28 protein-coding genes, 4 tRNA genes and 1 other RNA gene are annotated in these 26188 nt (G+C 71.6%); 21 read left to right on the top strand and 12 right to left on the bottom strand.

Annotated elements, in window-relative coordinates; translation table 11 throughout:
* Positions 1-36: 36 nt before the first annotated feature.
* Positions 37-522, top strand: a complete 486-nt coding sequence (locus tag ACFZDE_RS17775) for an MSMEG_6728 family protein (protein ID WP_390998180.1) — start codon at positions 37-39, stop codon at positions 520-522.
* A gap of 115 nt (positions 523-637) precedes the next feature.
* Here the strand turns inward: ACFZDE_RS17775 and ACFZDE_RS17770 are convergent, their stop codons facing one another.
* Positions 638-808, bottom strand: coding sequence for a hypothetical protein (locus ACFZDE_RS17770; RefSeq protein WP_390998178.1), 171 nt, complete (start codon positions 806-808; stop codon positions 638-640).
* Positions 809-899: 91 nt separating this feature from the next.
* A complete protein-coding gene (locus tag ACFZDE_RS17765) occupies positions 900-1121 on the bottom strand; it encodes a hypothetical protein (protein ID WP_390998175.1) in 222 nt (73 codons plus the stop codon).
* A 165-nt stretch (positions 1122-1286) separates the two neighbouring features.
* Here ACFZDE_RS17765 and ACFZDE_RS17760 point away from each other — a divergent pair, with 165 nt between their 5' ends.
* The 4 genes from ACFZDE_RS17760 (at position 1287) to ACFZDE_RS17745 (ending at position 2616) form a co-directional block, all read left to right on the top strand.
* Positions 1287-1520, top strand: a complete 234-nt coding sequence (locus ACFZDE_RS17760; RefSeq protein ID WP_390998172.1) for a hypothetical protein — start codon at positions 1287-1289, stop codon at positions 1518-1520.
* A 44-nt stretch (positions 1521-1564) separates the two neighbouring features.
* Entirely contained in the window at positions 1565-1789 is a 225-nt protein-coding gene (locus tag ACFZDE_RS17755; RefSeq protein WP_390998170.1) for a hypothetical protein, read from the top strand.
* 69 nt (positions 1790-1858) lie between these two features.
* Positions 1859-2131 carry a hypothetical protein gene (locus ACFZDE_RS17750; protein WP_391200582.1) on the top strand — a complete coding sequence of 91 codons (273 nt, stop codon included), beginning with the start codon at positions 1859-1861 and terminating at the stop codon, positions 2129-2131.
* 140 nt (positions 2132-2271) lie between these two features.
* The gene (locus tag ACFZDE_RS17745) at positions 2272-2616 is read left to right on the top strand and encodes an amphi-Trp domain-containing protein (RefSeq protein WP_391200580.1); all 345 of its coding nucleotides are present in this window, start codon (positions 2272-2274) and stop codon (positions 2614-2616) included.
* Positions 2617-2782: 166 nt separating this feature from the next.
* Here ACFZDE_RS17745 and ACFZDE_RS17740 read toward each other — a convergent pair whose 3' ends face one another.
* Positions 2783-3256, bottom strand: a complete 474-nt coding sequence (locus ACFZDE_RS17740; RefSeq protein ID WP_390998161.1) for an ArsI/CadI family heavy metal resistance metalloenzyme — start codon at positions 3254-3256, stop codon at positions 2783-2785.
* 79 nt (positions 3257-3335) lie between these two features.
* On the opposite strand from ACFZDE_RS17740, the gene ACFZDE_RS17735 reads away from it, so the two are divergent.
* The 3 genes from ACFZDE_RS17735 to ACFZDE_RS17725 are packed head-to-tail and all read left to right on the top strand — an operon-like array spanning position 3336 to position 5252.
* On the top strand, positions 3336-3743 hold the full coding sequence (locus ACFZDE_RS17735; RefSeq protein WP_390998159.1) for a metalloregulator ArsR/SmtB family transcription factor: 408 nt from the start codon (positions 3336-3338) through the stop codon (positions 3741-3743).
* Positions 3740-4840, top strand: a complete 1101-nt coding sequence (gene arsB, locus ACFZDE_RS17730) for an ACR3 family arsenite efflux transporter (protein ID WP_390998157.1) — start codon at positions 3740-3742, stop codon at positions 4838-4840. The genes ACFZDE_RS17735 and arsB overlap by 4 nt, the downstream gene beginning before the upstream one ends.
* On the top strand, positions 4833-5252 hold the full coding sequence (locus ACFZDE_RS17725) for an arsenate reductase ArsC (RefSeq protein ID WP_391200578.1): 420 nt from the start codon (positions 4833-4835) through the stop codon (positions 5250-5252). Before arsB ends, ACFZDE_RS17725 begins: the two co-directional genes overlap by 8 nt.
* A gap of 127 nt (positions 5253-5379) precedes the next feature.
* On the opposite strand, the gene ACFZDE_RS17720 is transcribed toward ACFZDE_RS17725, so the two are convergent.
* Positions 5380-5467: transfer RNA gene (locus ACFZDE_RS17720), tRNA-Ser, on the bottom strand.
* A 72-nt stretch (positions 5468-5539) separates the two neighbouring features.
* Between ACFZDE_RS17720 and ffs the strand changes: the two genes are divergently transcribed.
* The 6 genes from ffs (at position 5540) to ACFZDE_RS17690 (ending at position 14814) form a co-directional block, all read left to right on the top strand.
* Positions 5540-5636: signal recognition particle sRNA small type (ffs, locus tag ACFZDE_RS17715), an RNA gene on the top strand.
* A 127-nt stretch (positions 5637-5763) separates the two neighbouring features.
* Positions 5764-8244, top strand: coding sequence for a DNA polymerase III subunit gamma and tau (locus tag ACFZDE_RS17710; RefSeq protein ID WP_391200576.1), 2481 nt, complete (start codon positions 5764-5766; stop codon positions 8242-8244).
* Between the two features lie 230 nt (positions 8245-8474).
* Positions 8475-9725, top strand: coding sequence for a phosphoribosylamine--glycine ligase (purD, locus tag ACFZDE_RS17705; protein WP_391200574.1), 1251 nt, complete (start codon positions 8475-8477; stop codon positions 9723-9725).
* A 361-nt stretch (positions 9726-10086) separates the two neighbouring features.
* Positions 10087-12063: a hypothetical protein gene (locus tag ACFZDE_RS17700; RefSeq protein ID WP_391201336.1), complete on the top strand. Its 1977-nt coding sequence runs from the start codon at positions 10087-10089 to the stop codon at positions 12061-12063.
* Positions 12064-12370: 307 nt separating this feature from the next.
* Positions 12371-13846 carry a N,N-dimethylformamidase beta subunit family domain-containing protein gene (locus ACFZDE_RS17695; RefSeq protein WP_390998147.1) on the top strand — a complete coding sequence of 492 codons (1476 nt, stop codon included), beginning with the start codon at positions 12371-12373 and terminating at the stop codon, positions 13844-13846.
* A gap of 68 nt (positions 13847-13914) precedes the next feature.
* The gene (locus ACFZDE_RS17690) at positions 13915-14814 is read left to right on the top strand and encodes a phosphoribosylaminoimidazolesuccinocarboxamide synthase (RefSeq protein ID WP_391200572.1); all 900 of its coding nucleotides are present in this window, start codon (positions 13915-13917) and stop codon (positions 14812-14814) included.
* A gap of 42 nt (positions 14815-14856) precedes the next feature.
* On the opposite strand, the gene ACFZDE_RS17685 is transcribed toward ACFZDE_RS17690, so the two are convergent.
* From ACFZDE_RS17685 to ACFZDE_RS17650, 8 genes are all read right to left on the bottom strand, one after another.
* Positions 14857-14932: transfer RNA gene (locus ACFZDE_RS17685), tRNA-Gly, on the bottom strand.
* A 22-nt stretch (positions 14933-14954) separates the two neighbouring features.
* The gene (locus ACFZDE_RS17680) at positions 14955-15575 is read right to left on the bottom strand and encodes a response regulator (protein WP_390998141.1); all 621 of its coding nucleotides are present in this window, start codon (positions 15573-15575) and stop codon (positions 14955-14957) included.
* Positions 15572-16909, bottom strand: coding sequence for a histidine kinase (locus ACFZDE_RS17675; protein ID WP_391200569.1), 1338 nt, complete (start codon positions 16907-16909; stop codon positions 15572-15574). Before ACFZDE_RS17675 ends, ACFZDE_RS17680 begins: the two co-directional genes overlap by 4 nt.
* Positions 16910-16931: 22 nt before the next feature.
* The gene (locus ACFZDE_RS17670; protein WP_390998135.1) at positions 16932-17726 is read right to left on the bottom strand and encodes an ABC transporter permease; all 795 of its coding nucleotides are present in this window, start codon (positions 17724-17726) and stop codon (positions 16932-16934) included.
* The gene (locus ACFZDE_RS17665; RefSeq protein WP_391200567.1) at positions 17723-18694 is read right to left on the bottom strand and encodes an ATP-binding cassette domain-containing protein; all 972 of its coding nucleotides are present in this window, start codon (positions 18692-18694) and stop codon (positions 17723-17725) included. Before ACFZDE_RS17665 ends, ACFZDE_RS17670 begins: the two co-directional genes overlap by 4 nt.
* Positions 18695-18824: 130 nt before the next feature.
* Positions 18825-18897, bottom strand: a tRNA-Gly gene (locus tag ACFZDE_RS17660).
* An 80-nt stretch (positions 18898-18977) separates the two neighbouring features.
* A tRNA-Gly gene (locus ACFZDE_RS17655) sits at positions 18978-19049 on the bottom strand.
* Between the two features lie 134 nt (positions 19050-19183).
* A complete protein-coding gene (locus ACFZDE_RS17650) occupies positions 19184-19501 on the bottom strand; it encodes an Lsr2 family protein (protein WP_031109676.1) in 318 nt (105 codons plus the stop codon).
* Positions 19502-19768: 267 nt separating this feature from the next.
* On the opposite strand from ACFZDE_RS17650, the gene purS reads away from it, so the two are divergent.
* The 7 genes from purS to ACFZDE_RS17615 all read left to right on the top strand — a co-directional run bounded on the left by purS (position 19769) and on the right by ACFZDE_RS17615 (position 26150).
* A complete protein-coding gene (gene purS / locus ACFZDE_RS17645; RefSeq protein WP_031109675.1) occupies positions 19769-20032 on the top strand; it encodes a phosphoribosylformylglycinamidine synthase subunit PurS in 264 nt (87 codons plus the stop codon).
* Positions 20029-20709, top strand: a complete 681-nt coding sequence (gene purQ, locus ACFZDE_RS17640) for a phosphoribosylformylglycinamidine synthase subunit PurQ (RefSeq protein ID WP_390998131.1) — start codon at positions 20029-20031, stop codon at positions 20707-20709. Before purS ends, purQ begins: the two co-directional genes overlap by 4 nt.
* The gene (gene purL / locus ACFZDE_RS17635) at positions 20706-22964 is read left to right on the top strand and encodes a phosphoribosylformylglycinamidine synthase subunit PurL (protein WP_390998128.1); all 2259 of its coding nucleotides are present in this window, start codon (positions 20706-20708) and stop codon (positions 22962-22964) included. The genes purQ and purL overlap by 4 nt, the downstream gene beginning before the upstream one ends.
* A gap of 124 nt (positions 22965-23088) precedes the next feature.
* Positions 23089-23589, top strand: a complete 501-nt coding sequence (locus ACFZDE_RS17630; protein ID WP_390998125.1) for an ArsR/SmtB family transcription factor — start codon at positions 23089-23091, stop codon at positions 23587-23589.
* Positions 23590-23638: 49 nt separating this feature from the next.
* Positions 23639-24475, top strand: a complete 837-nt coding sequence (locus ACFZDE_RS17625; protein ID WP_391200565.1) for a peptidoglycan DD-metalloendopeptidase family protein — start codon at positions 23639-23641, stop codon at positions 24473-24475.
* A 10-nt stretch (positions 24476-24485) separates the two neighbouring features.
* The gene (locus tag ACFZDE_RS17620) at positions 24486-25283 is read left to right on the top strand and encodes a sterol carrier family protein (protein WP_391200562.1); all 798 of its coding nucleotides are present in this window, start codon (positions 24486-24488) and stop codon (positions 25281-25283) included.
* Positions 25284-25376: 93 nt separating this feature from the next.
* Entirely contained in the window at positions 25377-26150 is a 774-nt protein-coding gene (locus ACFZDE_RS17615; RefSeq protein WP_391200560.1) for an META domain-containing protein, read from the top strand.
* Positions 26151-26188 lie beyond the last annotated feature (38 nt).

The following is a 26188-nucleotide window of genomic DNA, read 5'->3' as shown; positions in this document are numbered from 1 at the left end:
AGGGAGCCGCGCGGTAGTAAGGAGACCGAGGACGGCATGCAGACCTTCCTGCCCTACCCCGATTTCCGCACCACGGCCCTGACCCTCGACCGCCGCCGGCTCGGCAAACAACGCGTCGAGGCGCTGCAGGTCCTGCGCGGCCTGGTCGTCCCCGGCTACGGCTGGCGCCGCCACCCGGCCGTGCGGATGTGGCTCGGGTACGAGGAGGCGCTGGTCCGCTACGGCCTGGAGATCTGCCGTGTCTGGCGCGAACAGGGCCACCAGGACACCTGCGCGGCGACGCTCGTGGCCGACCTGGCGGCGACCCGCCCGCACGCCCCGATCCGGGACCAGCACGAGTTGGCCGCCGAGGGTGAAGTCCCGCCCTGGCTCGGCGACGGCCCCTTCCACGAGAGTCACCGCTCGGCCCTGGTCCGCAAGGACCCCGAGACCTACGCGACCCTCTTCCCGGGCGTCCCCGACGATCTGCCGTACGTCTGGCCGACGTCGGACCGCACGGGCGGACAGCCGTCCCCGAACTGACGGGTCCAGGGCATGGCCCGGTTCGAGCGCTGCGAGGCCCCGGTTCGAGCCCTGCGATGAGCCCGGCTTCGAGCCCAGCTTCAGCCCTGCGGGCCTAGGCGGCGGCCCTGCGGGCCTAGGCGGCGGCCCTGCGGCGCGCCGGACGGCCGGACGAGGCGGGCTGAGCCGGCTGCTCCGTCACGTCGTCGAACGAGAAGGTGTCGTCCTCCCCGAAGTCCGGGGCCTGGAAGGGGTTGGTCGCCGGAGCCGGCGACGCCGCACGGGAGCGGCTGGTCTGCCCTTCCACGGCGGAGAACAGCGAAGTCGGTTCGATGAGAGGTCTCTTTTCGTTACTGGCCCGGTCGGGGCCAGGCGTGCCCTGACCGGGCACGGAGGTCCTACAGCTTGGTCATCTTGGCGTAGGGGCTGGGGATGCGCATGTGCGAGGACCCGAAGTCCACGAGCGCGGCGATCCCGTCCTCCATGCCGATGACCCGGCCGAGCCCGTACATGTCGTGCGTGACCTGGTCACCCACGGCGAAGTGCTTCGGCGCCGGGGCGACCGGGGCCTTGAAGGGGCTGGTAGGCAAATGACGCTTGGGAGCAGCAGGCTTTGTCATCGGCCTCAGTATGCGCCTACCGACGGCCATCGCGCTGCGGCTGTCCACGTCCAGTGCCCGAACCGATACGTAAGAGAAGCGTTGCCAAAGCCATGAAACCTCCTGTCGCGCCGGCTTGATCTGTCGCATTGGCCAGAAAAATCGAACACATGATTGAATTCAGCCATGCGAACGTTTCCCGACGACCTCGTCCGGGCGCAACAGGAGTGGAGTGCCACCTACCGCCGGCTCGCCGACCGGCCCGGCCGCACCGAGCTGCGCAGGCGTCTGCTGCGGTTGTCGGCCCTGGCGTTCTTCCACCCCTACTGGCAGCGGCGACGCCCCGATCCGGCGGCGTGGTGGGAGCTGCGCGAGCTGGGACGGGCCGCCGGGGACGTTCGTGAGCGGCAGCACCGGTGACGCCCCGGCCTGCGGGACCGTACGTCCCGGATGATCCTGAAGGTATGGCCGGACCTATTCGCGTGATCGTGCACCCACCGTCGCCCTCGGGCGGCCGCCGGGTGCGCGTGGACGGCGAGATCCTCGGACTCGCCCACGACGTGACCGATGTCGCGGAGTTCCTCCGCCGAGCGGGGCTGGAGATCGACCCCGCGGACGTGGCGGAGGTGTCGTGGATCGACTGGCGCGGGGTGGGACCGGAGGACTGGGGCCCACGGTCGGGCGACTGACCGGCGGCGAGTCCGGCGCCCCGCACCCCTCGGAGTGCGCTCGCGGCCGGCGAGCAGGACATTGGTGCCGTGGCCATGTGGATGACGTGGGACCTGGAGGGCATCGGAACGGCCTCGCAGTCCGTGCGGGACGTGGAAGAGGCCGCCCACTGGCTGGTCGACTCCGCGGAGCGCTCCAGACGTGCCTTCGGCTCCGAGTGGGAGTGGCGCAGGCTCATGGAGGCGGCGCTGAGACTGCGCGAGGAGATGCTCGACGAGGGCCGCCGGACCCTGGAGCGCGGTACGCCGTGGGAGTCGGTGGACGAGGGCGTGAAGGTGCGCCTGGCCCCGCGGAACGCATGAGGATGCTCACGGAGCACGTGAGGATGCTCACGGAGCACGTGAGGATGCGCACGGAGTACGTGAGGATGCGCACGGAACCCATGAGGATGCCCAGTCGGCCAAAAGCCCGCAAAATGGCCATACCGGATCGGAGGGCACTCATGACGGACCTCAAGTTCGAGCAGAAGCGTTCGCTGTCACGCCAGGAGGCGGCCGACCAGCTCACCGCACTCGCGGACGCGCTGCGGGAAGGCGGCGACGCCGAGCTGGAACTGGGCTCCGGAACGCTGGGCCTGCGCATCCCCGACGACCTGCGGAGCGAGCTGGAGGTCGAGATCGGCGGCGGGGAGATCGAGCTGGAGATCGAACTGAAGTGGACGACGACCCCGGCCCGGCCGTCCCGCTCCCGCCCGGCTGCCACCCCCGCCACGCAGAAACCCAAACCCTCCAACGCCGGCACCGCAAAGCCCCGAAGCAAGAAGCGAACCGCCGCGAAGTCCCCCTGACCCCGCACGATTTCGAATCTCTCATCCTCCGACGGCATAGCGGGCCGGACCGCGAAAGCGGTTCGGCCCGCTGGCGTTGTCCGGGACTCGCGTGAACGGTGGTGACGGTCGCTGACCGAGACGGAAACGGGGGCGGACCGGCACGCGGCCGATCAGGCCGTTCGCATCACTGGCCGCATGCGCATCCGGCGACCGCCGGGGCTTCCTCGGTCGCCTGGCTGGTGCAGCAGGCGTCCCCGGTGGCGGTGGGGTCGGCGCTCTTGCCGAGGTGGTCGCCGTCGGCCTTCACGACGTAGACCTCCCAGGGTTCCTTGCCGGGACCGTGGACCCACACCTTGTCCTGGAGGGCGTAGCAGCAGGAGGTGTCGTTCTCCTCGAAGGTGGCCAGACCGGCGTCCTTGAGCCGGGTGGTGGCGGCGTTGACCTGGTCGGTGGACTCGACCTCGACGCCGAGGTGGTCCAGGCGCGTTTCCTCGCCGGTCTGCCCCTCGATCAGGACGAGCTTGAGCGGGGGCTCTGTGATGGCGAAGTTGGCGTACCCCTCGCGACGCTTGGCCGGTTCGGTGCCGAACAGCTTCGAGTAGAAGGTGATCGACGCTTCGAGGTCGCTGACGCGAAGGGCGAGCTGAGCGCGAGACATGGCACGACTCCCAACGGGTTGCATTGATGTCTGTCGATGCAACATTGCGCTCTTAATCGAAGGATGTCAACATAGAGAAATGTCGAATCAAGAGTTCGTTGTGCTGGGTCAGGACGATGCGGCCGGCAGCTGCTGCCCGGCGCTGCTCACGGCGCCCTTGGACGAGGGCCAGGCGGCGGAGCTGGCCAAGGTGTTCAAGGCCTTGGGTGATCCGGTGCGGCTGCGTCTGCTGTCGATGATCGCCTCACGTGCGGGTGGCGAGGTCTGCGTGTGCGACCTGACCCCGGCCTTCGACCTGTCCCAGCCGACGATCTCCCATCACCTCAAGCTGCTCCGGCAGGCCGGTTTGATCGACTGCGAGCGGCGCGGCACCTGGGTCTACTACTGGCTGGTCCCGGAGATGACCGACCGGCTTGCCGCGATCCTGACCCGTCCGGCAGGAGAGTCACTGCCCGACCGCACGACGCCTGCCGAGGCCGCCTCGTGAGCACCGCGGTTGCCGAGGGGAACGTGGCGGGACGCTTGTCCTTCGTCGATCGCTACCTGGCTGTCTGGATCCTCGCGGCCATGGCCGTGGGGCTCGGCCTGGGGCGCCTGGTCCCGGGCCTGGGCGACGCTCTGGCCAAGGTGACGGTGACGGGCGTGTCCCTGCCGATCGCCCTGGGCCTGCTCGTGATGATGTACCCGGTGCTGGCCAAGGTCCGCTACGACCGCCTCGACACAGTCACCAGCGATCGCCGCCTGTTGCTCCCGTCCCTTTTGCTGAACTGGGTCGTCGGCCCGGCGCTCATGTTCGCCCTGGCCTGGCTGTTCCTGCCGGACCTGCCCGCTTACCGCACAGGCCTGATCATCGTCGGCCTGGCCCGCTGCATCGCCATGGTCATCATCTGGAACGACCTGGCCTGCGGGCACCGCGAAGCCGCCGCAGTCCTGGTCGCCCTGAACTCCGTCTTCCAGGTGATCGCCTTCTCGGCGCTGGGCTGGTTCTACCTCTCCGCCCTGCCCGGCTGGCTCGGCCTGGAACAGACCGGTCTGAACGTGTCGGTGTGGGAGATCGCCCGCAGCGTGCTCATCTTCCTCGGCATCCCACTGGCGGCCGGTTACCTCACCCGCCGCATCGGCGAGAAGACCAAGGGCCGCACCTGGTACGAAGCCGAACTCATCCCGCGCATCGGCCCCTTCGCCCTCTACGGGCTGCTCTTCACCATCGTCATCCTCTTCGCCCTGCAAGGCGAGGCGATCACCTCACAGCCGCTGGACGTAGCCCGCATCGCCCTGCCGCTGCTGGTCTACTTCGCCGTCATGTGGGCCGGGTCGATGGCACTGGGCCGTGCCGTCGGTCTGGATCACGCGCGCGCCACAACGCTGGCCTTCACCGCTGCGGGCAACAACTTCGAGCTGGCCATCGCCGTCGCCATCGCCACCTTCGGAGCCACCTCCGGCCAGGCACTCGCCGGCGTCGTGGGCCCCCTCATCGAAGTGCCCGTACTCATCGGCCTGGTGTACGTCGCCCTGTACGCGCGCCGCTACTTCACCGCCCCAGCCGCCGCCCCCGCACCTCAGGAAGACGCAGCCCATGCCTGACACAGCCACCCCCTCCGTCCTGTTCGTCTGCGTCCACAACGCCGGACGCTCACAGATGGCCGCCGCCTTCCTCACCCACCTCGCGGGCGACCGCGTCCAGGTCCGCTCCGCAGGCTCCGCCCCCGCCGACACCGTCAACCCCGCCGTGGTCGAGGCCATGGCCGAGGCGGGCATCGACATCACGGCCGAGGTCCCCAAGGTGCTCACGGTGGAAGCGGTCCAGGCGTCCGACGTCGTCATCACGATGGGCTGCGGGGACACCTGCCCCGTCTTCCCCGGCAAGCGCTACCTCGACTGGGAACTCCCCGACCCGGCCGGACAGGGCGTGGACGCGGTTCGCCCGATCCGAGACGAGATCGAGCAGCGCATCCGCGGCCTGATCCACGAGATCGCCCCGGCGAGCCAGGCATGAGCCCCACAGCCACCGTTCGCATCGCCGCCATGGCCAGCCGCTGAGGCCGCCGCGTTCCGAGACGGACAACGTCGAAGGGCCCCACCGCGAACGGTGGGGCCCTTCGACATCGTGCCCGGTGAGGCACTGGCGGAGGATACGAGATTCGAACTCGTGAGGGGTTGCCCCCAACACGCTTTCCAAGCGTGCGCCCTAGGCCTCTAGGCGAATCCTCCGCCGCAAACAATACAAGACGTTGAGGAGTGCTCGCGAACTCGTTCCCCACCCCAGACATCAGGTAGCCTTGGCGCAGCCCCTCACGCGGCGCTATCTGACTGAACTCCCCCAGGGCCGGAAGGCAGCAAGGGTAGGTTGGCTCTGGCGGGTGCGTGGGGGGCGTCTGCGTTCCCGGGCGGGGTGCCGGGGGCGGGGCCTGCCGGACGGGGTCTGTCAGCCGGGATCTCGCGGACGCGGTCTGCCGGGCGGGGCCGGGCCGGGCTCGATGTCAGTGGGCGCCTATAACCTCGTATGCGTGTCGTCTCTCGCTCTGTACCGCCGCTACCGCCCGGAGACCTTCGCCGAGGTCATCGGGCAGGAGCATGTCACCGACCCGCTGCAGCAGGCGCTGCGGAACAACCGGGTCAACCACGCGTACCTGTTCAGCGGGCCGCGCGGCTGTGGCAAGACGACCAGCGCGCGGATCCTGGCCCGCTGCCTGAACTGCGAGCAGGGGCCCACGCCGACCCCCTGCGGAGAGTGCCAGTCCTGTCAGGACCTCGCGCGCAACGGCCCCGGTTCCATCGACGTCATCGAGATCGACGCGGCGTCCCACGGAGGCGTGGACGACGCCCGTGACCTGCGGGAGAAGGCCTTCTTCGGGCCCGCCCGCAGCCGGTACAAGATCTACATCATCGACGAGGCCCACATGGTCACGTCGGCCGGCTTCAACGCGCTGCTGAAGGTCGTCGAGGAGCCGCCGGAGCATCTCAAGTTCATCTTCGCGACCACCGAGCCCGAGAAGGTCATCGGGACGATCCGGTCCCGGACCCACCACTACCCCTTCCGGCTCGTGCCCCCCGGCACCCTCCGGGAGTACCTCGGGCAGGTCTGCCAGAAGGAGACCATCCCCGTCGCGGAGGGCGTGCTCCCGCTCGTCGTGCGCGCGGGCGGCGGGTCCGTGCGTGACTCCATGTCCGTGATGGACCAGCTCCTCGCCGGTGCCGCGGCCGACGGTGTGACATACGCCATGGCCACCGCCCTGCTCGGGTACACCGACGGCTCCCTGCTCGACTCGGTCGTCGAGGCCTTCGCCACCGGCGACGGAGCCGCGGCCTTCGAGGTCGTCGACCGCGTGATCGAGGGCGGCAACGACCCCCGGCGTTTCGTCGCCGACCTCCTGGAGCGGCTGCGCGACCTGGTGATCCTCGCCGCCGTCCCGGACGCGGCCGAGAAGGGGCTCATCGACGCCCCCGCCGATGTGATCGAGCGCATGCAGGCCCAGGCCGGCGTCTTCGGCCCCGCCGAGCTGAGCCGCGCCGCCGACCTCGTCAACGAGGGCCTGACCGAGATGCGCGGCGCCAACTCGCCCCGTCTCCAGCTCGAACTGATCTGCGCCCGTGTACTGCTCCCCGCCGCCTACGGCGACGAGCGGTCCGTGATGGCCCGCCTCGACCGGATCGAGCGCGGTGTGAACTTCTCCGCGGGCCCCGCCGGCCTGCCCGCCGCGGGATACGCGCCCGGGCCGGAAGGTCATGGGGGAGCGGCTGCGGCTCCCGTGCAGGCGGGTGGCGGGGCTGCCGTGCCGCCGGGCGGTGGCGGGGCGGTGGCACCGGGCGGTGGCCCGGCCGCGGCCCGTGCTGCCGTCCGTACGGCCGGAGCGGGACCAGGCGCGGGCGCGGGACCGGCAGCGGGAGCACCGGGCCACGGCGGTGCCGCGCCCGGCGCCGGTGGCGTCGGCCCCGCACCGGCCGCCGCCGACTCCGCCCCTCCTGCGACGGGCCAGGGCGTGCCGCAGCCCGCCGCACCGGACCAGGGCGCGGCGCCGCCAGCACCACCGGCCGCGCCCCAGGCCCCCGCCCAGGCCCCGGCCCCGGCCGAACATCCCCAGTCCGCGCCGGGTGCCTGGCCCACCGCCGCCTCCGCAGGCAGCGGTGGTCGTCGCCCCGGTGACTGGCCCACGGCCGCTCCGGGCGCGGGCGGCTCGAACGCCTCCTCGGCGAACACCCCGCCGACCAGCGCCCCCGCCCCCAGCGCCCCACCCGCGGCGGCGCCCCCGGCTCCGGCGCAGACCGCCCCGGCCCCCGCCCCCACCGCCTCGGGCGGCGGCGGTGGCCTCGACCCCCGGATGCTGTGGCCGAACATCCTGGACGCGGTCAAGAACCGTCGCCGCTTCACCTGGATCCTGCTCAGTCAGAACGCCCAGGTGGCCGGCTTCGACGGCACGACCCTCCAGCTCGGCTTCGTCAACGCGGGCGCGCGGGACAACTTCCTGAGCAGCGGCAGCGAGGAGGTGCTGCGGCAGGCGCTGGGCGAGCAGTTCAACGTGCAGTGGAAGATCGAGGCGATCGTCGACCCCTCGGGCGGCTCCGCGCCCCCACCCTCGGGCGGTCCCTCCGGCTCCGGGGGCGGCGGAGGCTTCGGCGGCGGTGGCGGCTACGGCACCGGCGGTGGTGGCTACGGCACCGGCGGTGGTGGCGGATACAACGCGGGTGGTGGCGGCGGCTACAACGCGGGCGGCGGTACGGCCACGGCCCAGCGCCCCGCCCCGCCGCAGTCGGCGCCCCCGGCCGCCCCCACCCAGCAGTCGAGCAGCCCTGCCCCGGCCTCCACCCCGGCCCCGGCACCGGCAGCCTCCGTCCCCCAGCCCTCCGCACCACCGCCGCGCCACGTCTCGGTCGAGGAGGACATCCCCGAGGACGACGACCCCGACCTGGACGAGTCGGCCCTCTCCGGCCAGGAGCTGATCGTCCGGGAGCTGGGGGCGACGGTGGTCGAGGAGTTCACCAACGAATAGCCGGACAGCGGCCCGACGCCCCCCGGCCCGACGCCCCGACGCCCCGACGCCCCCTCCCGGCCTCACGACCACCCGGCCGACGACCTCCCGGCCCAACGACCACCCGGCCCGACGACCACCCGGCCCGGCGAACACGCGGCCTGCCTTGGAGGAACATCCAGCTCAAGATCCCCCCTCCCTTCGGAAGCCCGCACAAAGGGAACCCGGCGGCTGCCGTTAGGCTGACCCCCGTGAAGGTCCTCGTCATCGGCAGCGGCGCCCGCGAACACGCCCTGTGCCACTCCCTGTCCCACGACCCCGATGTCACCGCGCTGTACTGCGCCCCCGGCAACGCCGGCATCGCCGAGGTCGCCGAGCTGCACCAGGTCGACGCCACGGACGGCGCCGCGGTCACCGAGCTGGCCACCCGCCTCGGCGCGGAGCTCGTGGTCGTCGGCCCGGAGGCCCCGCTGGTCGCCGGTGTGGCCGACGCCGTACGTGAGGCGGGCATCCCTGTCTTCGGCCCGTCCGGCCAGGCGGCCCAGCTGGAGGGCTCCAAGGCCTTCGCCAAGGACGTCATGGCGGCGGCCGAGGTGCCCACGGCCCGTTCGTACGTCTGCACGACCCCGGAAGAGGCCGACGCGGCCCTCGACGCCTTCGGCGCTCCGTACGTCGTGAAGGACGACGGGCTCGCCGCGGGCAAGGGCGTCGTCGTCACCGACGACCTCGAAGCGGCCCGGGCCCACGCGGCGGCCTGCGAGCGTGTGGTCATCGAGGAGTACCTCGACGGCCCCGAGGTCTCCCTGTTCGCCGTCACCGACGGCGAGACGGTCGTGCCCCTCCAGCCCGCCCAGGACTTCAAGCGCGCCCTGGACGGCGACGAGGGCCCCAACACCGGCGGCATGGGCGCGTACTCCCCGCTGCCGTGGGCCGACCCGAAGCTGGTCGACGAGGTGCTGCAGACCGTGCTGCAGCCGACCGTGGACGAGATGCAGCGGCGTGGCACGCCGTTCTCCGGTCTGCTGTACGCCGGTCTCGCGATCACCTCGCGCGGCGTCCGCGTGATCGAGTTCAACGCCCGGTTCGGCGATCCCGAGACCCAGGTCGTGCTGGCCCGGCTGAAGACGCCGCTGGCCGGCCTGCTGATGGCCGCCGCCACCGGCAACCTGGCCCACCTGGAGCCGCTGCGCTGGAGCGACGACGCGGCCGTGACCGTGGTCGTCGCCTCGCACAACTACCCCGGCACCCCGCGCACCGGCGACCCGATCACCGGACTCGACGAGGTCGCCGCCCAGGACGCCCCGCACGCGTACGTGCTGCACGCCGGCACCCGGCAGGAGGGTGACGCCGTGGTCAGCGCGGGCGGCCGCGTCCTGTCCGTGACGGCCACCGGCAAGGACCTCACCGAGGCCCGCGACCGCGCCTACACGGCCGTCGGCCGCATTCGCCTCGACGGCTCTCAGCACCGCACGGACATCGCCGCGAAGGCGGCGGGAGCGTAACGCCCCCTTCTCCCGAAACACCCCGCCGCCGATGAACCCCCCGGGCCCCGGATCCGTCTCAGGATCCGGGGCCCGAAGCATGCGAGGGGACGGGGGCCGTATACGACAGGCGGGGGGCCGTATACGAATGGCGGGGGCCTGACGCTCGTTTTCCGTCATCCACCTTTCCCCAAAGCCATTCCATCGAGTGACCGATGCTCTATCCGGCTGACGGGGGGCGGAGCCCCAACTAGGGTGCGGCGCAAGCGTTCCGGCACTTGGCCCACCGGCATTGCGATGTCAGTGCCGGGTGCCACAGTGGGGGAGTGAGCAAGGGCAGCGTCGGGTCAACGGGGAGGGGGTGAGGTCGGTCGTGACCGGAATGGGTGTGGAGGCAGGAGCGCAGGTCGCGCGAGCACGGGCCCTGGCCGTGCTGCGGATCCGCAGCCGTGCCCTGGCCGTCGCCCTGCTGCCGGCCGCCGTAGCCGTGATCCTGCTCGCGGGCATGGTCGGCGACCGGCTTGAGGGCCCCGGCTGGGACGCGGCCCGCTGGGTGCTGACGCCGTTCGCGGTCCTCGTGCTGCTGGCCGCCGCCGGGATCGCCCTGGTCGTCGTCCGGGCCCGGCCCGCCATGAGCCCGACCGTCCCGGTCACCGAGGAGGCGGCTCCCGACCTGTACCGGATGGTCCGCGACCTCGCCGACCGCCTCGACGTCCCCGCGCCCTCCGCGATAGCGCTCACCCCGGACTGCGACAGCTGGCTGGAGGACCGCACCCACCCGGCCCACGCGCCGCCCCCGGCCGAGGAGCACCGCGACATCGCGGGAGTGGGCAGGCAGGCGCACCGCCGGCATCCCGTGGCGCCGGTCCTGGTCATCGGCTCCCCGTTCCTGTGGTGGATGCGGGTCGGCGAGCTGCGCGCGGTCCTCGCCCCGGTCATCGCCGGTACGGGTCCCTCGGCCCACCCGGACATAGCCGCGGCCAGGCGTTTCGTCCGGGGTCTGGACGCCGCGGTGGCCGTGGCCTCGGAGCCCCGGCGTGACCCGGTCTCGCGGGCGGTGCTCGCCGGGGTCGGGTGGGTCGCCCGGCTTCTGCTGCGCAGCTGCCGGGTCCATGCCGCCGAGCTGGAGCGGGGCGTGGCGGCCGCGGCGGCGGAGCGTGCACAGGCTGTGGATTACGGGCTGCGGATCGTCGCCCAGGAGCAGGTGGGCCTGGCGTACGCGGGCTGGGACCGGCTGCTGACCCGGGTCGCGCTGCCCGCCTGGCGGATGGGCCGCTGGCCGTCCCGGCTGGACGCCGGTGTGGTCGCGGCGCTCACGGAGCTGTCCCGGCGCGACCGCCTGGCCGAGGGGTTCGCCTCCCGGCTCGGTGAGCGGCCGGCCTGCGATCTTCTGGAGGAGCCGGGCACGGTCGACGAGGCCGCGTCCCTCCTCGCCGCCCGCCTCTTCCACGGCGGTCCCGCCGGGCCCGGCCCCGACTGGTCACCGGTGGCCTGGAGCGAGTATCCGGACGAGGTCGTGGACCGCAAGTGGCGCCTCGACGCGGCCCGCCTGCACCGCGTCCTGGACGACATGGGCGTCCGCCCCGCCAGCGGCCCCACGGCTTCCGCCGCCGTCGCCCCGACCCTGTCCCGCGTCCTCGACCACCTCACGGACACGGGCCCGGCGTGGCCGACCGGCGGCACGGGCGCGACCGGCCCCGGGCCGAACCAGCCCGACGAGCCGAACCAGCCAGGCCAGTCGGACGAGCCAGGCCGGTCGAACCAGCCAGGCCGGTCGAACGAGCTGAACCAGCCGACCGAGACGAACCAGCCACACCCGTCGACCCCGCCGGACCCGGCACCCCCCGAAACCACCGGCCGACTCCCCGGCAGACCGCACGCCCTCGACGACGAGGACCTCGCCGGTACGACGGCCCCCAGCGCCACCCTCGCCGCCCGCCTCAGCGCGGAACTGGCCCGCGAGGAGGCCACCCCCTCCTACGCCGCCCCCTCCTCCAGCACCCCCTCCGCCCCCGCCGCTGTCTCCCCCACGGCCCCCTCCCCGCCCCCGGCCCCCGACCCCGCCGCCCTCTGGGACGACCGGGCCCTCCCCCTCTTCCCCCTCCAGCCCCCGCGCACGGCCAGGGAGCTGCTCGCCGACCACCTCACCGCGATGGTCTGCTGCGCCGCGATGGACACCGCCGGTGCGACCCCGGGCCTGGACTGGCTGGACGGCCCGACCCTCCTGATCGACGGTGAGCGCACGGCCGACCTGGCGCCCAAGGTCCTCAGCCTCATCGAGGACGGCGACGCCACGCCCCTGCGGGTCTGGCTGTCCCAGCTCGGCATACGCCCGGAGAAGCCGGTCCGCCTCGGCTGATCACCGGAGCACGAGCTTCCGGTTCTGGCCAATTCAAAACGAACAGTGACGAAGTGCGCGCGTTATGTGATGTGCTTGGACCGTTCGCGTGCATGGCAAGAGCTTGCGACATACGACAAGCACATAGGCACGACCGCGCCCCACGGACCGCGAAACGCCGCACGTCACCACAGAACACCGCACGCACCACCGCCCGCACCACGCCGACACGCACCACCCACCGGCAGGCACCAGCGCACCACACCGGCACGCACCACCAAGAAACGGCCAAGCACCACCACGGGGGCACAGGGGAGGGGAGACAACCATGGGCTCGGAGCAGATCCGCCGCTGGGAGTCGGGAGCGCTGGCGCACGCCGTGACGGACCCCTTCGGACAGGGCCCGGTGCCGTGGCTGCGCGGCAACGTCACGTACTTCGACCACTCCGGCCAGGTCGTCCCCTGGTACGCCGACCAGGACACGGCCCACCCGCCGAAGAAGGACGCCCGCTCGGGCGGCCCCCGCGCGGCCGACGACGTCAACCGCCAGATCAAGGGCTTCGCCTCCACCGGCGCGGTCGCGCCCGGCGACGCCATCGACTTCCACATCACCGTCGACCCGCCGCAGCAGTTCGCCGTCGACATCTACCGCATCGGCCACTACGGCGGTGACGGCGCCGCGAAGATCACCACAAGCCCGCGGCTGTCCGGCATCGTCCAGCCCGCGCCGCTCACCGCGGACCGCACGGTCTCCTGCCACCACTGGTGGCTGTCCTGGCGCCTCCAGGTCCCCTCGTACTGGAACATCGGCGCATACGTCGCCGTCCTCACCACCGCCGACGGCTACCGCTCCCACGTCCCCTTCACCGTCCGCCACGACCAGCCCGCCGACCTGCTGCTCGTGCTGCCCGACGTCACCTGGCAGGCCTACAACCTCTACCCCGAGGACGGCCGCACCGGCGCCAGCCTCTACCACGCCTGGGACGAGCAGGGCAGGCTGCTGGGCGAGTCCGAGGCCGCCACGACGGTGTCCTTCGACCGGCCATACGCGGGCGCGGGCCTGCCCCTGCACGTCGGCCACGCCTACGACTTCATCCGCTGGGCCGAGCGCTACGGCTACGACATCGCCTACGCCGACGCGAGCGACCTGCACGCCGGCCGCGTCGACCCCACGCGCTACCGCGGCCTGGTCTTCCCGGGCCACGACGAGTACTGGTCGGCCGCCATGCGCGCCACCGTGGAGCGCGGCCGGGACACCGGCACCTCGCTGGTCTTCCTCTCCGCCAACACCATGTACTGGCAGGTGGAGCTCGGCCCCTCCCCGTCCGGTGTGCCCGACCGGCTGCTGACCTGCCGCAAGCGCCGGGGCCCGGGCAAGCCGGTGCTGTGGCGGGAGATCGACCGGGCCGAGCAGCAGCTCCTGGGCATCCAGTACGCCGGGCCCGTACCCGTGCCGCACCCGCTGATCGTGCGCAACGCCGGGCACTGGCTGTGGGAGGCGACCGGGGCGCACGAGGGCGACGAGATCGACAACCTGGTGGCGGGCGAGGCCGACCGCTACTTCCCGCGCACCCCGCTGCCCGAGCACGAGGAGCGCATGCTGCTCGCCCACTCCCCGTACACCGACAAGGAGGGCGCCCAGCGACACCAGGAGACGTCCCTCTACCGCGCTCCCTCCGGCGCCTGGGTCTTCGCATCCGGAACGTTCGCCTGGTCCCCGGCTCTGGACCGTCCCGGCCACGTCGACGCACGCGTCCAGCGCGCGACCGCGAATCTCCTGGACCGCATCTGCAAACGCGACTGACCCACTGTCCGCGATCACCCGCGCATACGGGAGAATCAGGCCATTGGACAGAACCACGGGGAGGAACCGTGTCCGGATTCGTCGAAAAGCCCGAGCCGATCCAGGTTCCGGGCCTGGTACATCTGCACACCGGCAAGGTGCGCGAGCTGTACCGGAACGAGGCGGGCGACCTCGTGATGGTCGCCAGTGACCGCATGTCCGCCTACGACTGGGTGCTGCCGACCGAGATCCCCGACAAGGGGCGGATCCTCACGCAGCTGTCCCTGTGGTGGTTCGAGCGGCTCGCCGACCTGGTCCCCAACCACGTGCTGAGCACGGAGCTGCCCGACGGCGCCCCCGCCGACTGGGCGGGCCGCACGCTGATCTGCAAGTCCCTGCGGATGGTCCCGGTCGAGTGCGTGGCCCGCGGCTACCTCACGGGCTCGGGCCTCGCCGAGTACAACGAGACCCGCACGGTCTGCGGCCTCGCGCTGCCGGAGGGCCTGACCGACGGCAGTGAACTGCCCGCCCCGATCTTCACCCCGGCCACCAAGGCCGCCGTGGGCGAGCACGACGAGAACGTCTCCTACGAGGAGGTGGCCCGCCAGGTCGGCGCGGACACCGCGGCCCGGCTGCGCCAGGCGACCCTCGCCGTCTACTCCCGGGGCCGGGACATCGCCCGGGAGCGGGGCATCATCCTCGCCGACACCAAGTTCGAGTTCGGCTTCGACGGCGACGACCTGGTCCTCGCCGACGAGGTCCTCACCGCGGACTCCTCCCGTTTCTGGCCGGCCGACCAGTGGCAGCCGGGCCGTGCGCAGCCGTCGTACGACAAGCAGTTCGTCCGGGACTGGCTGACCTCGGCGGAGTCCGGCTGGGACCGCAAGAGCGAGCAGCCGCCGCCGGCCCTGCCGCAGCAGGTCGTCGAGGCGACCCGCGCCAAGTACGTGGAGGCGTACGAGCGCCTGACCGGGACGAGCTGGTCGTAGGAGACGAAGAAGCCCCCCGGCCGGAACCGGGGGGCTTCTTGATGGAGCGAACGACGAGGTTCGAACTCGCGACCTCAACCTTGGCAAGGTTGCGCTCTACCAACTGAGCTACGTTCGCATGCGCCGTGGCGCGAGAACCACTATACCCAACCTCGCTCCCGCGCGAGCCGTACCGCCGTATGGCGGTTCTCGGCGCCGAGCTTCGACGCGGCCGACGACAGATAGTTCCGCACGGTCCCCTGTGACAGCGCGGCCCGCTCGGCGATCTCCGCGACGGGCGCGCCGTCGGCGGCCAGTTCCAGGACCTCGGCCTCCCGCGCGGTCAGCGGTGAGTCCCCGGCGGCGATCGCGTCGGCGGCCAACTCGGGGTCGACGTAACGGTTCCCGGCGTGCACCGTCCGGATGAGCTCGGCGAGCCGTTGCGCGCTCACGGTCTTCGGTACGAACCCCCGTACTCCGGCCGCCAGCGCCCGCTTCAGATGGCCGGGCCGTCCGTGGCTGGTCACGATGAGCACCTTGCAGCCGGGCAGTTCGGTCCGCAGTGATGTGGCGACCTTCACACCGTCGGCGCCGGGCATCTGGAGATCCAGCACGGCGACATCGGGCTTGTGCGCCCGGGCCATGGCCAGCGCCTCGGGGCCGGTGGCGGCCTCTGCGACGACGACGAGGTCGTCCTCCAGCGACAGCAGCGCGGCGAGCGCCCCCCGGATGAGGTGCTCGTCGTCGGCGAGCAGCAGCCGTACGGGTTCCACGACCGTCACGGTGTGACCTCACTCACGGAACTCGGGGAACTCACGGAACTCGGGGAACCCGGGGAACTCACGGAACTCACCGAACGCGCCGCGACGGCGGCCGGGACGGCGTCGAGCGAGGTGGGCCGCGACGGCAGCGGAACCTCCGCCGTCAGCCGGAACAGCCCGCGCCCGTCGGGCCCGGCCTCCAGCGTGCCGTCGATCTCCGCCAGCCGTTCCCGCAGCCCGGCGAGCCCCGAGCCGGACGGCCCGGTCTCGGACTCCGGCCCCGCCTCGCGCACCCCGTCGTTCTCCACGGACAACAACACCCGCTCCTCCAGCACCTGCAATCGCACCGCACACCGCCGCGCGTCCCCGTGCCGCAGGACGTTGGTCGCGGCCTCCCGCACCACCCACCCCAGGGCGGACTGCACCGCCGCGGGCAGTCCGGCCGCCGTCGCCCCGCCGACCGTGCAGTCGATACCGGCCGCCGCCAGCACCCCTTGCGCCCCGGCGAGTTCCGAGCCGAGGTCGGCCTCCCGGTAACCGCGCACGACCTCCCGCACCTCCCGCTGCGACTCCTGCGCGAGCCGCTGCACCTCGACCATCTGCGTGACGGCCTCGGGCCGCCCCCGCTGGGCCAGCTGCACGGCCAGCTCGCTCTTCAGGGCGATCACGGCGAGGTTGCGCCCCATGACGTCGTGCAGATCCCGCCCGAACCTCAGCCGCTCCTCGGCGACGGCGAGCCGGGCCCGGGTCTCGCGGGCCTCGTCGAGTTCGTAGACGGCATTGAGCAGCCATACCGAGAAGACGGCCGTGAAGCAGATGAACACGCCGCCGAGCAGCACGATCAGGCCCGTGAACAGCGCCGCGAGCACCGGGGCGCCGAGCGCGAGCGCCAGGACGCTGCTGCCCGCCGCGAAGCCGCCCGCGATGCCGAACGCGCGCCGCCGGGAGCGGACGCCGAGGGCGATGATGCCGGGGCCGAAGATCAGGATCACGCCGAAGACACCACCGGCGGCCGTGTCGACGCTCTCGCGGTGAGGCCCGAGCTCGGCGAGTCCGATCGCGGCGGCGGCGATGGCGGCGGTGACGGCGGCCAGGGTCCACAGCAGCCCGGTGGGCTGGGGCCTGCGGCCTCGGGTCCAGTCGATCGCCCGGGAGACGGCCACGAAGCAGAGCCCGGCGTGCAGGGCCACCACCAGCATGGCGGCACCGCCCAGCCGCACCCCGAGCGGGCCCACGGACGTGAGCCCGATGGAGAAGAACTCCATCACCGCGAAGAAGTGGAACGACCACCGTGTGTACGTCTCGACCTTCTCCGGCGTGGTCTTGTGCCGCCACCACCTGCCCGGCGTGCGCATGAGCCCCGTCACTCCCCTTCGGTCAACGCCGCGGTTCCCAGCGGAACCACCGCCGTACAGCAAACACCGCGATGAGGATCCAGGCCATGGCGGTCGCGAGTGCGCCCAGCGCCTCGTACGAGGAGAGGTTCCCGGTCCAGCCGCCGCGCACCAGCGTGACGACGGGCGTCAGCGGCAGCAGTTCGAGGACGGAGGCCACCTTGTCCGGGAACAGTTCCAGGGGGACGAACATGCCGGAGCCGATCATCGAGACCATCAGCAGCGGCATGGGCGTGACCTGGGCGCTTTCGCCGGTCCGGGTGAAAGCCGCGGTGACCGCGGCCAGGGCGGCGCTGATCACGAGCCCCGACAGCAGCCCGAGGACGACCAGGTGCGGCGCCGCCGGCGCGGACAGGTCCATCAGCACCGCGCACCCCACCACCAGCAGCAGGCACTGCGCGAGCCCGGTGAGGACCGCCGGCAGCGCTGTGCCGGCCAGGATCTCGGTGTCCCGCAGTTCACCGGTGCGCAGCCGCTTGAGCACCAGCTCCTCACGCCGCACGACGAACGCGCCGACGAGCACGGAGTAGACGGCGAACAGCAGGGAGAAGCCGACCGCGGCGGGCAGCACCAGGGTGCCGGGGCTCAGTCCGGCCCCGGCGAGATCCATCTCCTCGGACGCCGACCGCACGCTGACCGGCATCACCAGCGGCACGAACAGCGCCGCGAAGAGCGCGCCCCGGGTCCGCCCCAGCAGGGTCAGTTCGGCGCGGGCCAGGGCGGTCATCCGGCTCAGCGGGGTCGTCGCCGGGCGGGGCGTCGTGTGGGTGGCGCTCATGCCGCGTACTCCTTCGTGGTCATGCCCGTGTTCTGCCGCGTCGAGGCGTCCTTGGCGATCCCGAGGAACGCCTCCTCCAGGGAGGCCGAGCGCACGTCCAGGCGGCGCAGTTCGACCCGGGCCTGCGCGGCCCACATCAGCAGGCCGGTGGCCGACCGCTGGAGTTCGTGGGTGCGCAGCCGGACGATCCGGCCGTCGGTGTCGTGGCCGGTCACGCCCAGTTCACCGAGCGGAGGGAGGTCGCCGACGAAGTAGCCGTCGGGCAGTTCGAAGGAGATCCGCGACGGCTCGGCGGCGGTCACCTCGGCGGGGGTGCCGGTGGTGGCGATCCGGCCCTCGTGCATGATCGCGAGCCGGTCGGCGAGGTTCTCGGCCTCTTCCAGGTAGTGCGTGGTGAGCAGCACGGTCGTTCCGCCGTCGCGCAGCGCGCTCACCAACTCCCAGGTGGCGCGGCGGCCTTCGGCGTCCAGACCGGTGGACGGCTCGTCGAGGAAGAGCACCTCGGGGTCGCCGAGCAGGGCGAGGGCCAGGTCGAGGCGGCGGCGCTGGCCGCCGGACAGCTGCTTGACCCGGGTGCCGGTCTTCGCCTCCAGGCCGACCTGGGCCAAGACCTCCGCCGGGGGGCGGGCGCCGCTGACGCATCCGGCCCACATCCGCGCCGTCTCGGCGACGGTGAGCTCGGAGGGGAAGCCGCCCTCCTGGAGCATCACGCCGGTGCGGGGCCGTACGGCGGCCCGGTCGGTGTAGGGGTCGTGCCCGAGGACCCGTACCCGTCCGCCGGCCGGCTGTGCGAGGCCCTCCAGGATCTCGACGGTCGACGTCTTGCCCGCGCCGTTGGTGCCGAGCAGCGCGAAGATCTCCCCGCGCCGGACGGAGAAGCTGATTCCGCGGACCGCCTCGAACCCGCCCCCGTACACACGCCGCAGGTCAGTGACCTCAATCACGTGTTCGTGTCCGTTGGTTTCCATGCTCCAAGCGTTCCGGCCGTGCGGGCCCGCGAGCAGTGCGCGCTGTCATCACTCGGCATGACAAATGTCAGAAGCGGGTGCGGCGCACACGAAGAAGCCCCGGTCCTGATGGACCGGGGCTTCTTTCCCGAGCGGACGACGAGGTTCGAACTCGCGACCTCAACCTTGGCAAGGTTGCGCTCTACCAACTGAGCTACGTCCGCATTGCTCCCGATCAGCTTTCACCGACCGGTGCGGGCACCAGCCTACCTGATCCACAACGGTGGCCGGTACGGCGATGCAGAGCGGGTGACAGGAATCGCACACTGCGCCTTCCCCCTGGAAGGGGGATGTTCTACTACTGAACTACACCCGCATGTTTCCGTGAGCCGGGCCTTTCGGCCTCGCCCCTCGGCGTGCTCCAGACTCTAGCTGATCAGCCGGGGTGCTGCGCAAGTCGGTTGCCGCGAGGGGCGGGTGGCCGGGCACCGGTCCGGGCCCGACGGGCCGTCACTGCGCGGCGGTGAACGCCTCGTAGACCTTCTTGGGGATGCGCCCGCGTGCGGGGACCTCCATCTTGTTGGCCTGGGCCCAGGCCCGCACGGCCGACGGGTCGGGGGCGACCTCCGTCTGCCGGTACGCCTTGCCCGAGCGGGACCGCTTGCGGCCGGCTTCCACGTAGGGCGCGAGCGCCTTCCGCAGTTCTCCGGCGTTGACTTCGCTCAGGTCGATCTCGTACGACTTGCCGTCCAGTCCGAAGGCGATCGTTTCCGTCGCTTCCGAGCCGTCGATGTCGTCAAAGAGAGTGACCACGACCTTCTGCGCCACGAATATCGGTCCCTTCATGCGGCACTATGCCAATTCATTTGTACAGTGCCCGGCAATGCATTGTGAAGCCCGACTAAATCCTTCTGCGTGTCCGGACACAATAGGTTTCGGGTGTCGATCCGGAATCTTTCCCGAAAATTTCGTGTGTGGGTCGGTCGATGCTGGATCGTGATGACGGTCACGTAGTTTCCTACAAGTCGACGCGCGTAGAAATTTTGTGCGGGTAGTCTGAAGGAACCTGCTCAGCACCACACACCGGGAGTGCCAGTGGCACGCGTCGTAGTCGACGTCATGCTCAAGCCGGAGATCCTCGACCCCCAGGGCCAGGCGGTGCAGCGCGCACTGCCGCGGCTGGGTTTCGAGGGGATCTCGGACGTCCGCCAGGGAAAGCGTTTCGAACTGGAAGTTGACGGGCCGGTCGACGAGGCCGCCCTCGCCCGCATTCATGATCTTGCGGAGTCCTTCCTCGCGAACACCGTGATCGAGGACTTCTCGATCCGGGTCGAGGAAGTCGCGGAGGCCGCGAAGTGACCGCTCGTATTGGCGTCGTCACTTTTCCCGGCAGCCTGGACGACCGTGACACACAGCGCGCGATCCGCGTCGCGGGCGCCGAGCCGGTCGCCCTGTGGCACAAGGACAAGGACCTCAAGCAGGTCGACGCCGTGGTGCTGTGCGGTGGATTCTCCTACGGCGACTATCTGCGCGCCGGGGCCATCGCCCGCTTCTCGCCGGTGATGGAGCCCCTGCTGGAGCAGGCGAAGGCCGGTCTGCCGGTGCTCGGCATCTGCAACGGCTTCCAGATCCTCACCGAGGCCCATCTGCTGCCGGGCACGATGCTGCGCAACGACCACCTGCACTTCATCTGCCGCGACCAGAAGCTGCGCGTGGAGAACGCCGGGACCGCCTGGACCACCGACTACTCGGCCGGCCAGGAGATCCACATCCCGCTGAAGAACAACGACGGGCAGTACGTCGCCGACGCGTACACGCTGGACAAGCTGGAGGCCGAGGGCCGGGTCGCGTTCCGCTACCTGGACTTCAACCCCAACGGCTCGCAGCGCGACATCGCCGGCGTCACCAACGAGGCCGGGAACGTGGTCGGCCTCATGCCGCACCCCGAGCACGCCGTCGAGCCGCTGATCGGCACCGGCCGCACCGACGGCCTCCCGTTCTTCACCTCGATCCTCAAGAAGCTGGTCAACGCATGAGCCGGACGCCTCTGGACACGGTCGAGCACGCGGCCGCGACCCCCGACGTCGAGCTGCCCTGGGCCGAACTGGGCCTGAAGAAGGACGAGTACGAGCGCGTGGTCGAGATCCTCGGCCGCCGTCCCACGGGCGCCGAACTCGCCATGTACTCCGTCATGTGGTCCGAGCACTGCTCGTACAAGAGCAGCAAGGTCCACCTGCGCCAGTTCGGCGAGAAGGCCCCCGAGTCCGACGCGATGCTCGTCGGCATCGGCGAGAACGCCGGTGTCGTGGACGTCGGCCAGGGCTACGCGGTCACCTTCAAGGTCGAGTCGCACAACCACCCGTCCTACGTCGAGCCCTACCAGGGCGCGGCCACGGGCGTCGGCGGCATCGTGCGCGACATCATCGCGATGGGCGCCCGCCCGGTCGCCGTCGTCGACCCGCTGCGGTTCGGCGCGGCTGACCACCCCGACACCAAGCGCGTCCTGCCGGGCGTCGTCGCCGGCATCGGCGGCTACGGCAACTGCCTGGGCCTGCCGAACATCGGCGGCGAGGTCGTCTTCGACGCGTGCTACCAGGGCAACCCGCTGGTCAACGCCGGTGCCATCGGCGTCATGCGGCACGAGGACATCCACCTCGCGAAGGCGTCCGGCGCGGGTAACAAGGTCATCCTGTACGGGGCCCGGACCGGCGGCGACGGCATCGGCGGCGCCTCGATCCTGGCCTCGGAGACCTTCGACGACGCCAAGCCGTCGAAGCGTCCGGCCGTGCAGGTCGGCGACCCCTTCCAGGAGAAGCTCCTCATCGAGTGCACCCTGGAGGCCTTCGCCGAGAAGCTGGTCGTCGGCATCCAGGACCTCGGCGCCGCGGGCCTGTCCTGCGCCACCTCCGAGCTGGCGTCCAACGGCTCCGGCGGCATGCGCGTCACCCTGGACGACGTCCCGCTGCGCGACTCCACGCTCTCGCCCGAGGAAATCCTCATGAGCGAGTCGCAGGAACGGATGTGCGCGGTCGTCGAGCCGGAGAAGGTCGACCGCTTCCTGGAGATCTGCGAGAAGTGGGACGTCATCGCCACCGTCATCGGTGAGGTGACCGACGGCGACCGCCTGGAGATCTACTGGCACGGCGGCAAGATCGTCGACGTCGACCCGCGCACGGTCGCGCACGAGGGCCCGGTCTACGAGCGCCCCTACGCCCGCCCGTCCTGGCAGGACGAGCTCCAGGCCGACGACGCGAACAAGCTGCCCCGCCCGGTGACCTCCGAGGAGCTGAAGGACCAGGTCCTGAAGCTGGTCGGCTCCCCGAACCAGGCCTCCAAGTCCTGGATCACCAGCCAGTACGACCACTTCGTGCAGGGCAACACCGTCCTCGCCCAGCCCGAGGACTCCGGCATGATCCGGATCGACGAGGAGACCGGCCTCGGCGTGGCCATCGCCACGGACGGCAACGGCCGGTACGCCAAGCTCGACCCGTACCACGGCGCCCAGCTGGCCCTGGCGGAGGCGTACCGCAACGTCGCCACCACCGGTGCCAAGCCGCTCGCGGTGTCCGACTGCCTGAACTTCGGCTCGCCCGAGGACCCGGCGGTGATGTGGCAGTTCGCGGAGGCCATCCGCGGCCTCGCCGACGCCTGCCAGCAGCTCGGCACCCCGGTGACCGGAGGCAACGTCTCCCTCTACAACCAGACGGGCGAGGTCGCCATCCACCCGACCCCGGTCGTCGCGGTCCTCGGCGTCATCGACGACGTGGCCCGCCGCACGCCCGTCGCCTTCCAGGAGGAGGGCCAGCTGCTCTACCTCCTCGGCGACACGCGTGAGGAGTTCGGCGGCTCGGCCTGGTCGCAGGTCGTGCACGACCACCTCGGTGGTCTGCCGCCCAAGGTCGACCTGGAGCGCGAGCGGCTGCTCGCCGAGATCCTGATCTCCGCCTCCCGCGACGGCATGATCGACTCCGCGCACGACCTGTCCGACGGCGGTCTGATCCAGGCGGTCGTCGAGTCGGCGCTGCTGGGGGAGAAGGGCGCCCGTCTGATCGTCCCGGACGGTCTGGACGCGTTCACCTTCCTCTTCTCCGAGTCGGCGGGCCGCGCGGTCGTGGCCGTGCCGCGCTCCGAGGAGGTCCGTTTCAACGACATGTGCGGTGCGCGCGGCCTCCCGGTCACCCGTATCGGTGTCGTCGACGGTGATGTCGTGGACGTCCAGGGCGAGTTCGCGCTCACCCTGGCCGAGCTGCGCGAGACGCACGAGGGCACGATCCCGGCGCTGCTGAAGTAGCGGGTCTCCCGGAAGCCCCCCGAAGCCCCCGCCCGGTCCTCCGGACGGGGGCTTCGCCGTGCCCGTCCACCAGGCTCTTACGTAGACCCTTGCGCGATATTACGTAGTTACGTAATATCGAAACATGGATCTTGAGCAGCGCGTAGCCGAACTCGAACGCCGTCTGGCGGCCCTGGAAGGTGCCCAGCGCACCGGCCCCCGGATCGACGGGAGCGACTTCTGGGCGCTGAACGGGCTGAAGGAGCAGCTGTCGGAGGCGGGGGCGGCCGACGGCGGAGTCCTCTACACCGGCGCGGTGCGCCTGCCGACGGGCGAGGAATACGCCTGGCAGCTGACCGCGCTCACCCAGGACCTGCTGGAGGACGAGTGGACGACGGCCGCCGAGTCGTTCGCCGCGCTCGGCCACCCGGTCCGCATCCGCCTGCTGCGCGAGATCCTCGGCGGCCGGCGCACCGCCGCCGAACTCGCCGAGCTGGACGAGGTCGGCACCACCGGCCAGATCTACCACCACCTGCGCCAGCTCGCCGCCACGGGCTGGCTGCACACGACCGGCCGGGGCCGCCACGAGGTGCCGCCGGGGCGGGTCGTACCGCTGCTGACGGCGCTGGCGACGACCCGGCCGTAAGAGAGGGCAGAAGAGCTCAGAGACACGCGGGAGAAATGGGGGACAGGAGATGTCCGCACGCAAGCTCGCCATGGTGACCTACCGCGCCCTGTGGCTGGTCTTCTTCGGCCTGGTGGCCGCCGACCTCTGCTTCGGCCTGGCGGTCGTCCCCTGGTGGTCGTGTTTCGTACCGGTGGTCCTGGCGTACGCGATCGTCATCCTGGTCAACCGGTGGGGCGGTACCCCCGACCGGCCGCGGGCCGCCCGAGAGCCCGTCGAGGTCGCCCCGCCCGTCACCGGCCGCTGGTCCGCGCTGAACAGCCCGGCCGACCGCACCCCCAGCCACGGCGTGCACAGCTACGGCCAGACCTTCGCCATCGACGTCCTGGCCGAGCCCGAGCCGGGAGCCCGCCCGGCCTTCGGATGGCTGTGGCCGCTCGCCCGCCGCCCCCAGGCCTACCCGGCCTACGACGCCCCCGTCCTGGCCGTCGCGGACGCCACCGTCGTCCGCGCCGACGACCGGCAGCGCGACCACCTCAGCCGCACCTCCCTGCCGGGGCTGCTGTACCTGATGCTCCTCGAAGGAACGGTGCGGGACATCGCCGGAGTCCGCCGCATCCTCGGCAACCACCTCGTCCTCGACCTCGGCGACGGCACCCACGCCGCCTACGCCCACCTCCGGCGCGGCTCCCTCACCGTCCGCGCGGGCGACCGGGTCCGGGCCGGACAGGTGATCGCCCGCTGCGGCAACTCCGGCAACTCCTCCGAGCCGCACCTGCACTTCCAGCTGATGGACGGCCCGGACCCGGACACCGCCCGGGGCGTCCCCTTCACCTGGCAGGGCATCGGCGTACCCCGCAACGGCCAGACCTTCGAGGCACCCCCCACTGTCACCGCCCCCACCTAGGCTGACCCCCATGCCACCGGCCAAGAAGCGCACCCGAAGCTACGACCCCGTCAAGATCCGCACGGCGGTGCTCGCCCAGTTCGGGAACGTCCGGGCCGCTGCCGCCGGACTCACCTCCGAGCAGCTCGGCCTGCCCACCCGGCTGGGTGACTGGACCGTCCGGGAGCTGGTGGCCCACGTCGGGATGAGCCTCGCGGCCGTCACCCGGCTGACCGGCCTGCCGGAGCCGACCGAGCAGGACGGCAGGCTGCTCGACTGGCCCGCCGCGATAGCGGCCGACGCCCCGGACATCGCCGCCCACGCCCGCGAGCTCGCCGAGAGCCACCCCGACCCGGCCGCCCACCTCGCGACCGTCGAGGAGCGCTTCACCGCCGGCCTCGCCGCCCACCCCGGCACCCGGCTCCTCGCCACCAGCGCGGGCGCCCTGCCGCTCGCCGACTACCTCGTCACCCGCACCGTCGAGCTCGTCGTCCACACCGACGACCTCAACACCGCCGTCCCCGGCCTGGACATCCCCTACGACCGGCAGGCCCTGGCCGCCTGCACCCGGCTGCTGGCCGACACGCTCGCCGCGAAGGCACCCGGCGGTTCGACGGAGGTGCGGGTGCCGCCGTACGCGGTGGTGCAGTGCGTGGCGGGGCCGAGGCACACCCGGGGCACCCCGCCCAACGTCGTCGAGACGGACCCGCTGACCTGGATCCGGCTGGCGACCGGGCGGCTGGCCTGGGCCGAGGCCCTCCACGACGCCAAGGTCAGCGCGAGCGGCGAGCGCGCGGACCTGTCGGCCCTCCTGCCGCTGATGACCTGAGCCTCAGCGGTCCTTTCGCCCGACCCCCGTGGCATCCGGAGGATTCCCCGCCACAAGGGGAACCGATCCCCCCGGGTCCCCCGTCGAAGTGGCATGGACAGGCAGAAGCAGCGCATGACCCTGACGGCCGCCGCCATGCTCGTCCCGCTCATGGCGGCCTGCGGCAGCGAGAAGGCGGACAGCGGCAGCGGTTCCGTCGGTGGCGGCAAGCCGGTCACCGGCGTGCGGTGGAGCGTGGACAGCGTCACCGCGGACGGCAGAACGCAGAAGGCCCCCACCGGCGCCCACATGACCATCGACAAGGGCCGGGCCGAAGGCAGCCTCGGCTGCAACAACTTCAGCGCCGAGGCCACCGTCGACGGCGACCGCGTCCGGCTGGGCAAGACCAGGTCCACCGAGATGGCCTGCGAGAACAAGCCCATGGAGTTCGAGACGACCCTCGCGCGGACCGTCTCCGACCAGGAACTGAAAGCCGAGGTGGACGACGACCGCCTCACCCTCACCACCGACGGGGGCGACACCGTCCACCTGACCAGGGCGAAGGACGCCCCGCTGGCCGGCACCAAGTGGACCGTCACGACCCCGGACGCCAACGGCCGGGCCCACCTCACCTTCGACGAGAAGAAGGGCACCGTCTCCGGCAGCCTCGGCTGCAACAAGGTGAACGCGAAGGCCACAGTCCGCGACGGCCATATCACCGTCGGCCGCCCTGCCACGACCCGAATGATGTGCGAAGACTCACTCATGGACGTCGAGAAGAAGCTCCTGCGCATTTTCGACGGAGAGCTGAAGTACGGAGTCGATCACCAAACCCTCACGCTGACCAGCGAAAACGGTACGAGTGTGCGAGCCGTCGCCGAGCGGTGATCCTCCGGAAAGTCCGGTATCCCCAATTCGGACCAGTG

This window comes from Streptomyces sp. NPDC007929 (genome assembly GCF_042959065.1).
In the GTDB taxonomy this organism is placed as follows: Bacteria; Actinomycetota; Actinomycetes; order Streptomycetales; family Streptomycetaceae; genus Streptomyces.
This window is presented reverse-complemented; position numbering and strand designations above follow the sequence as displayed.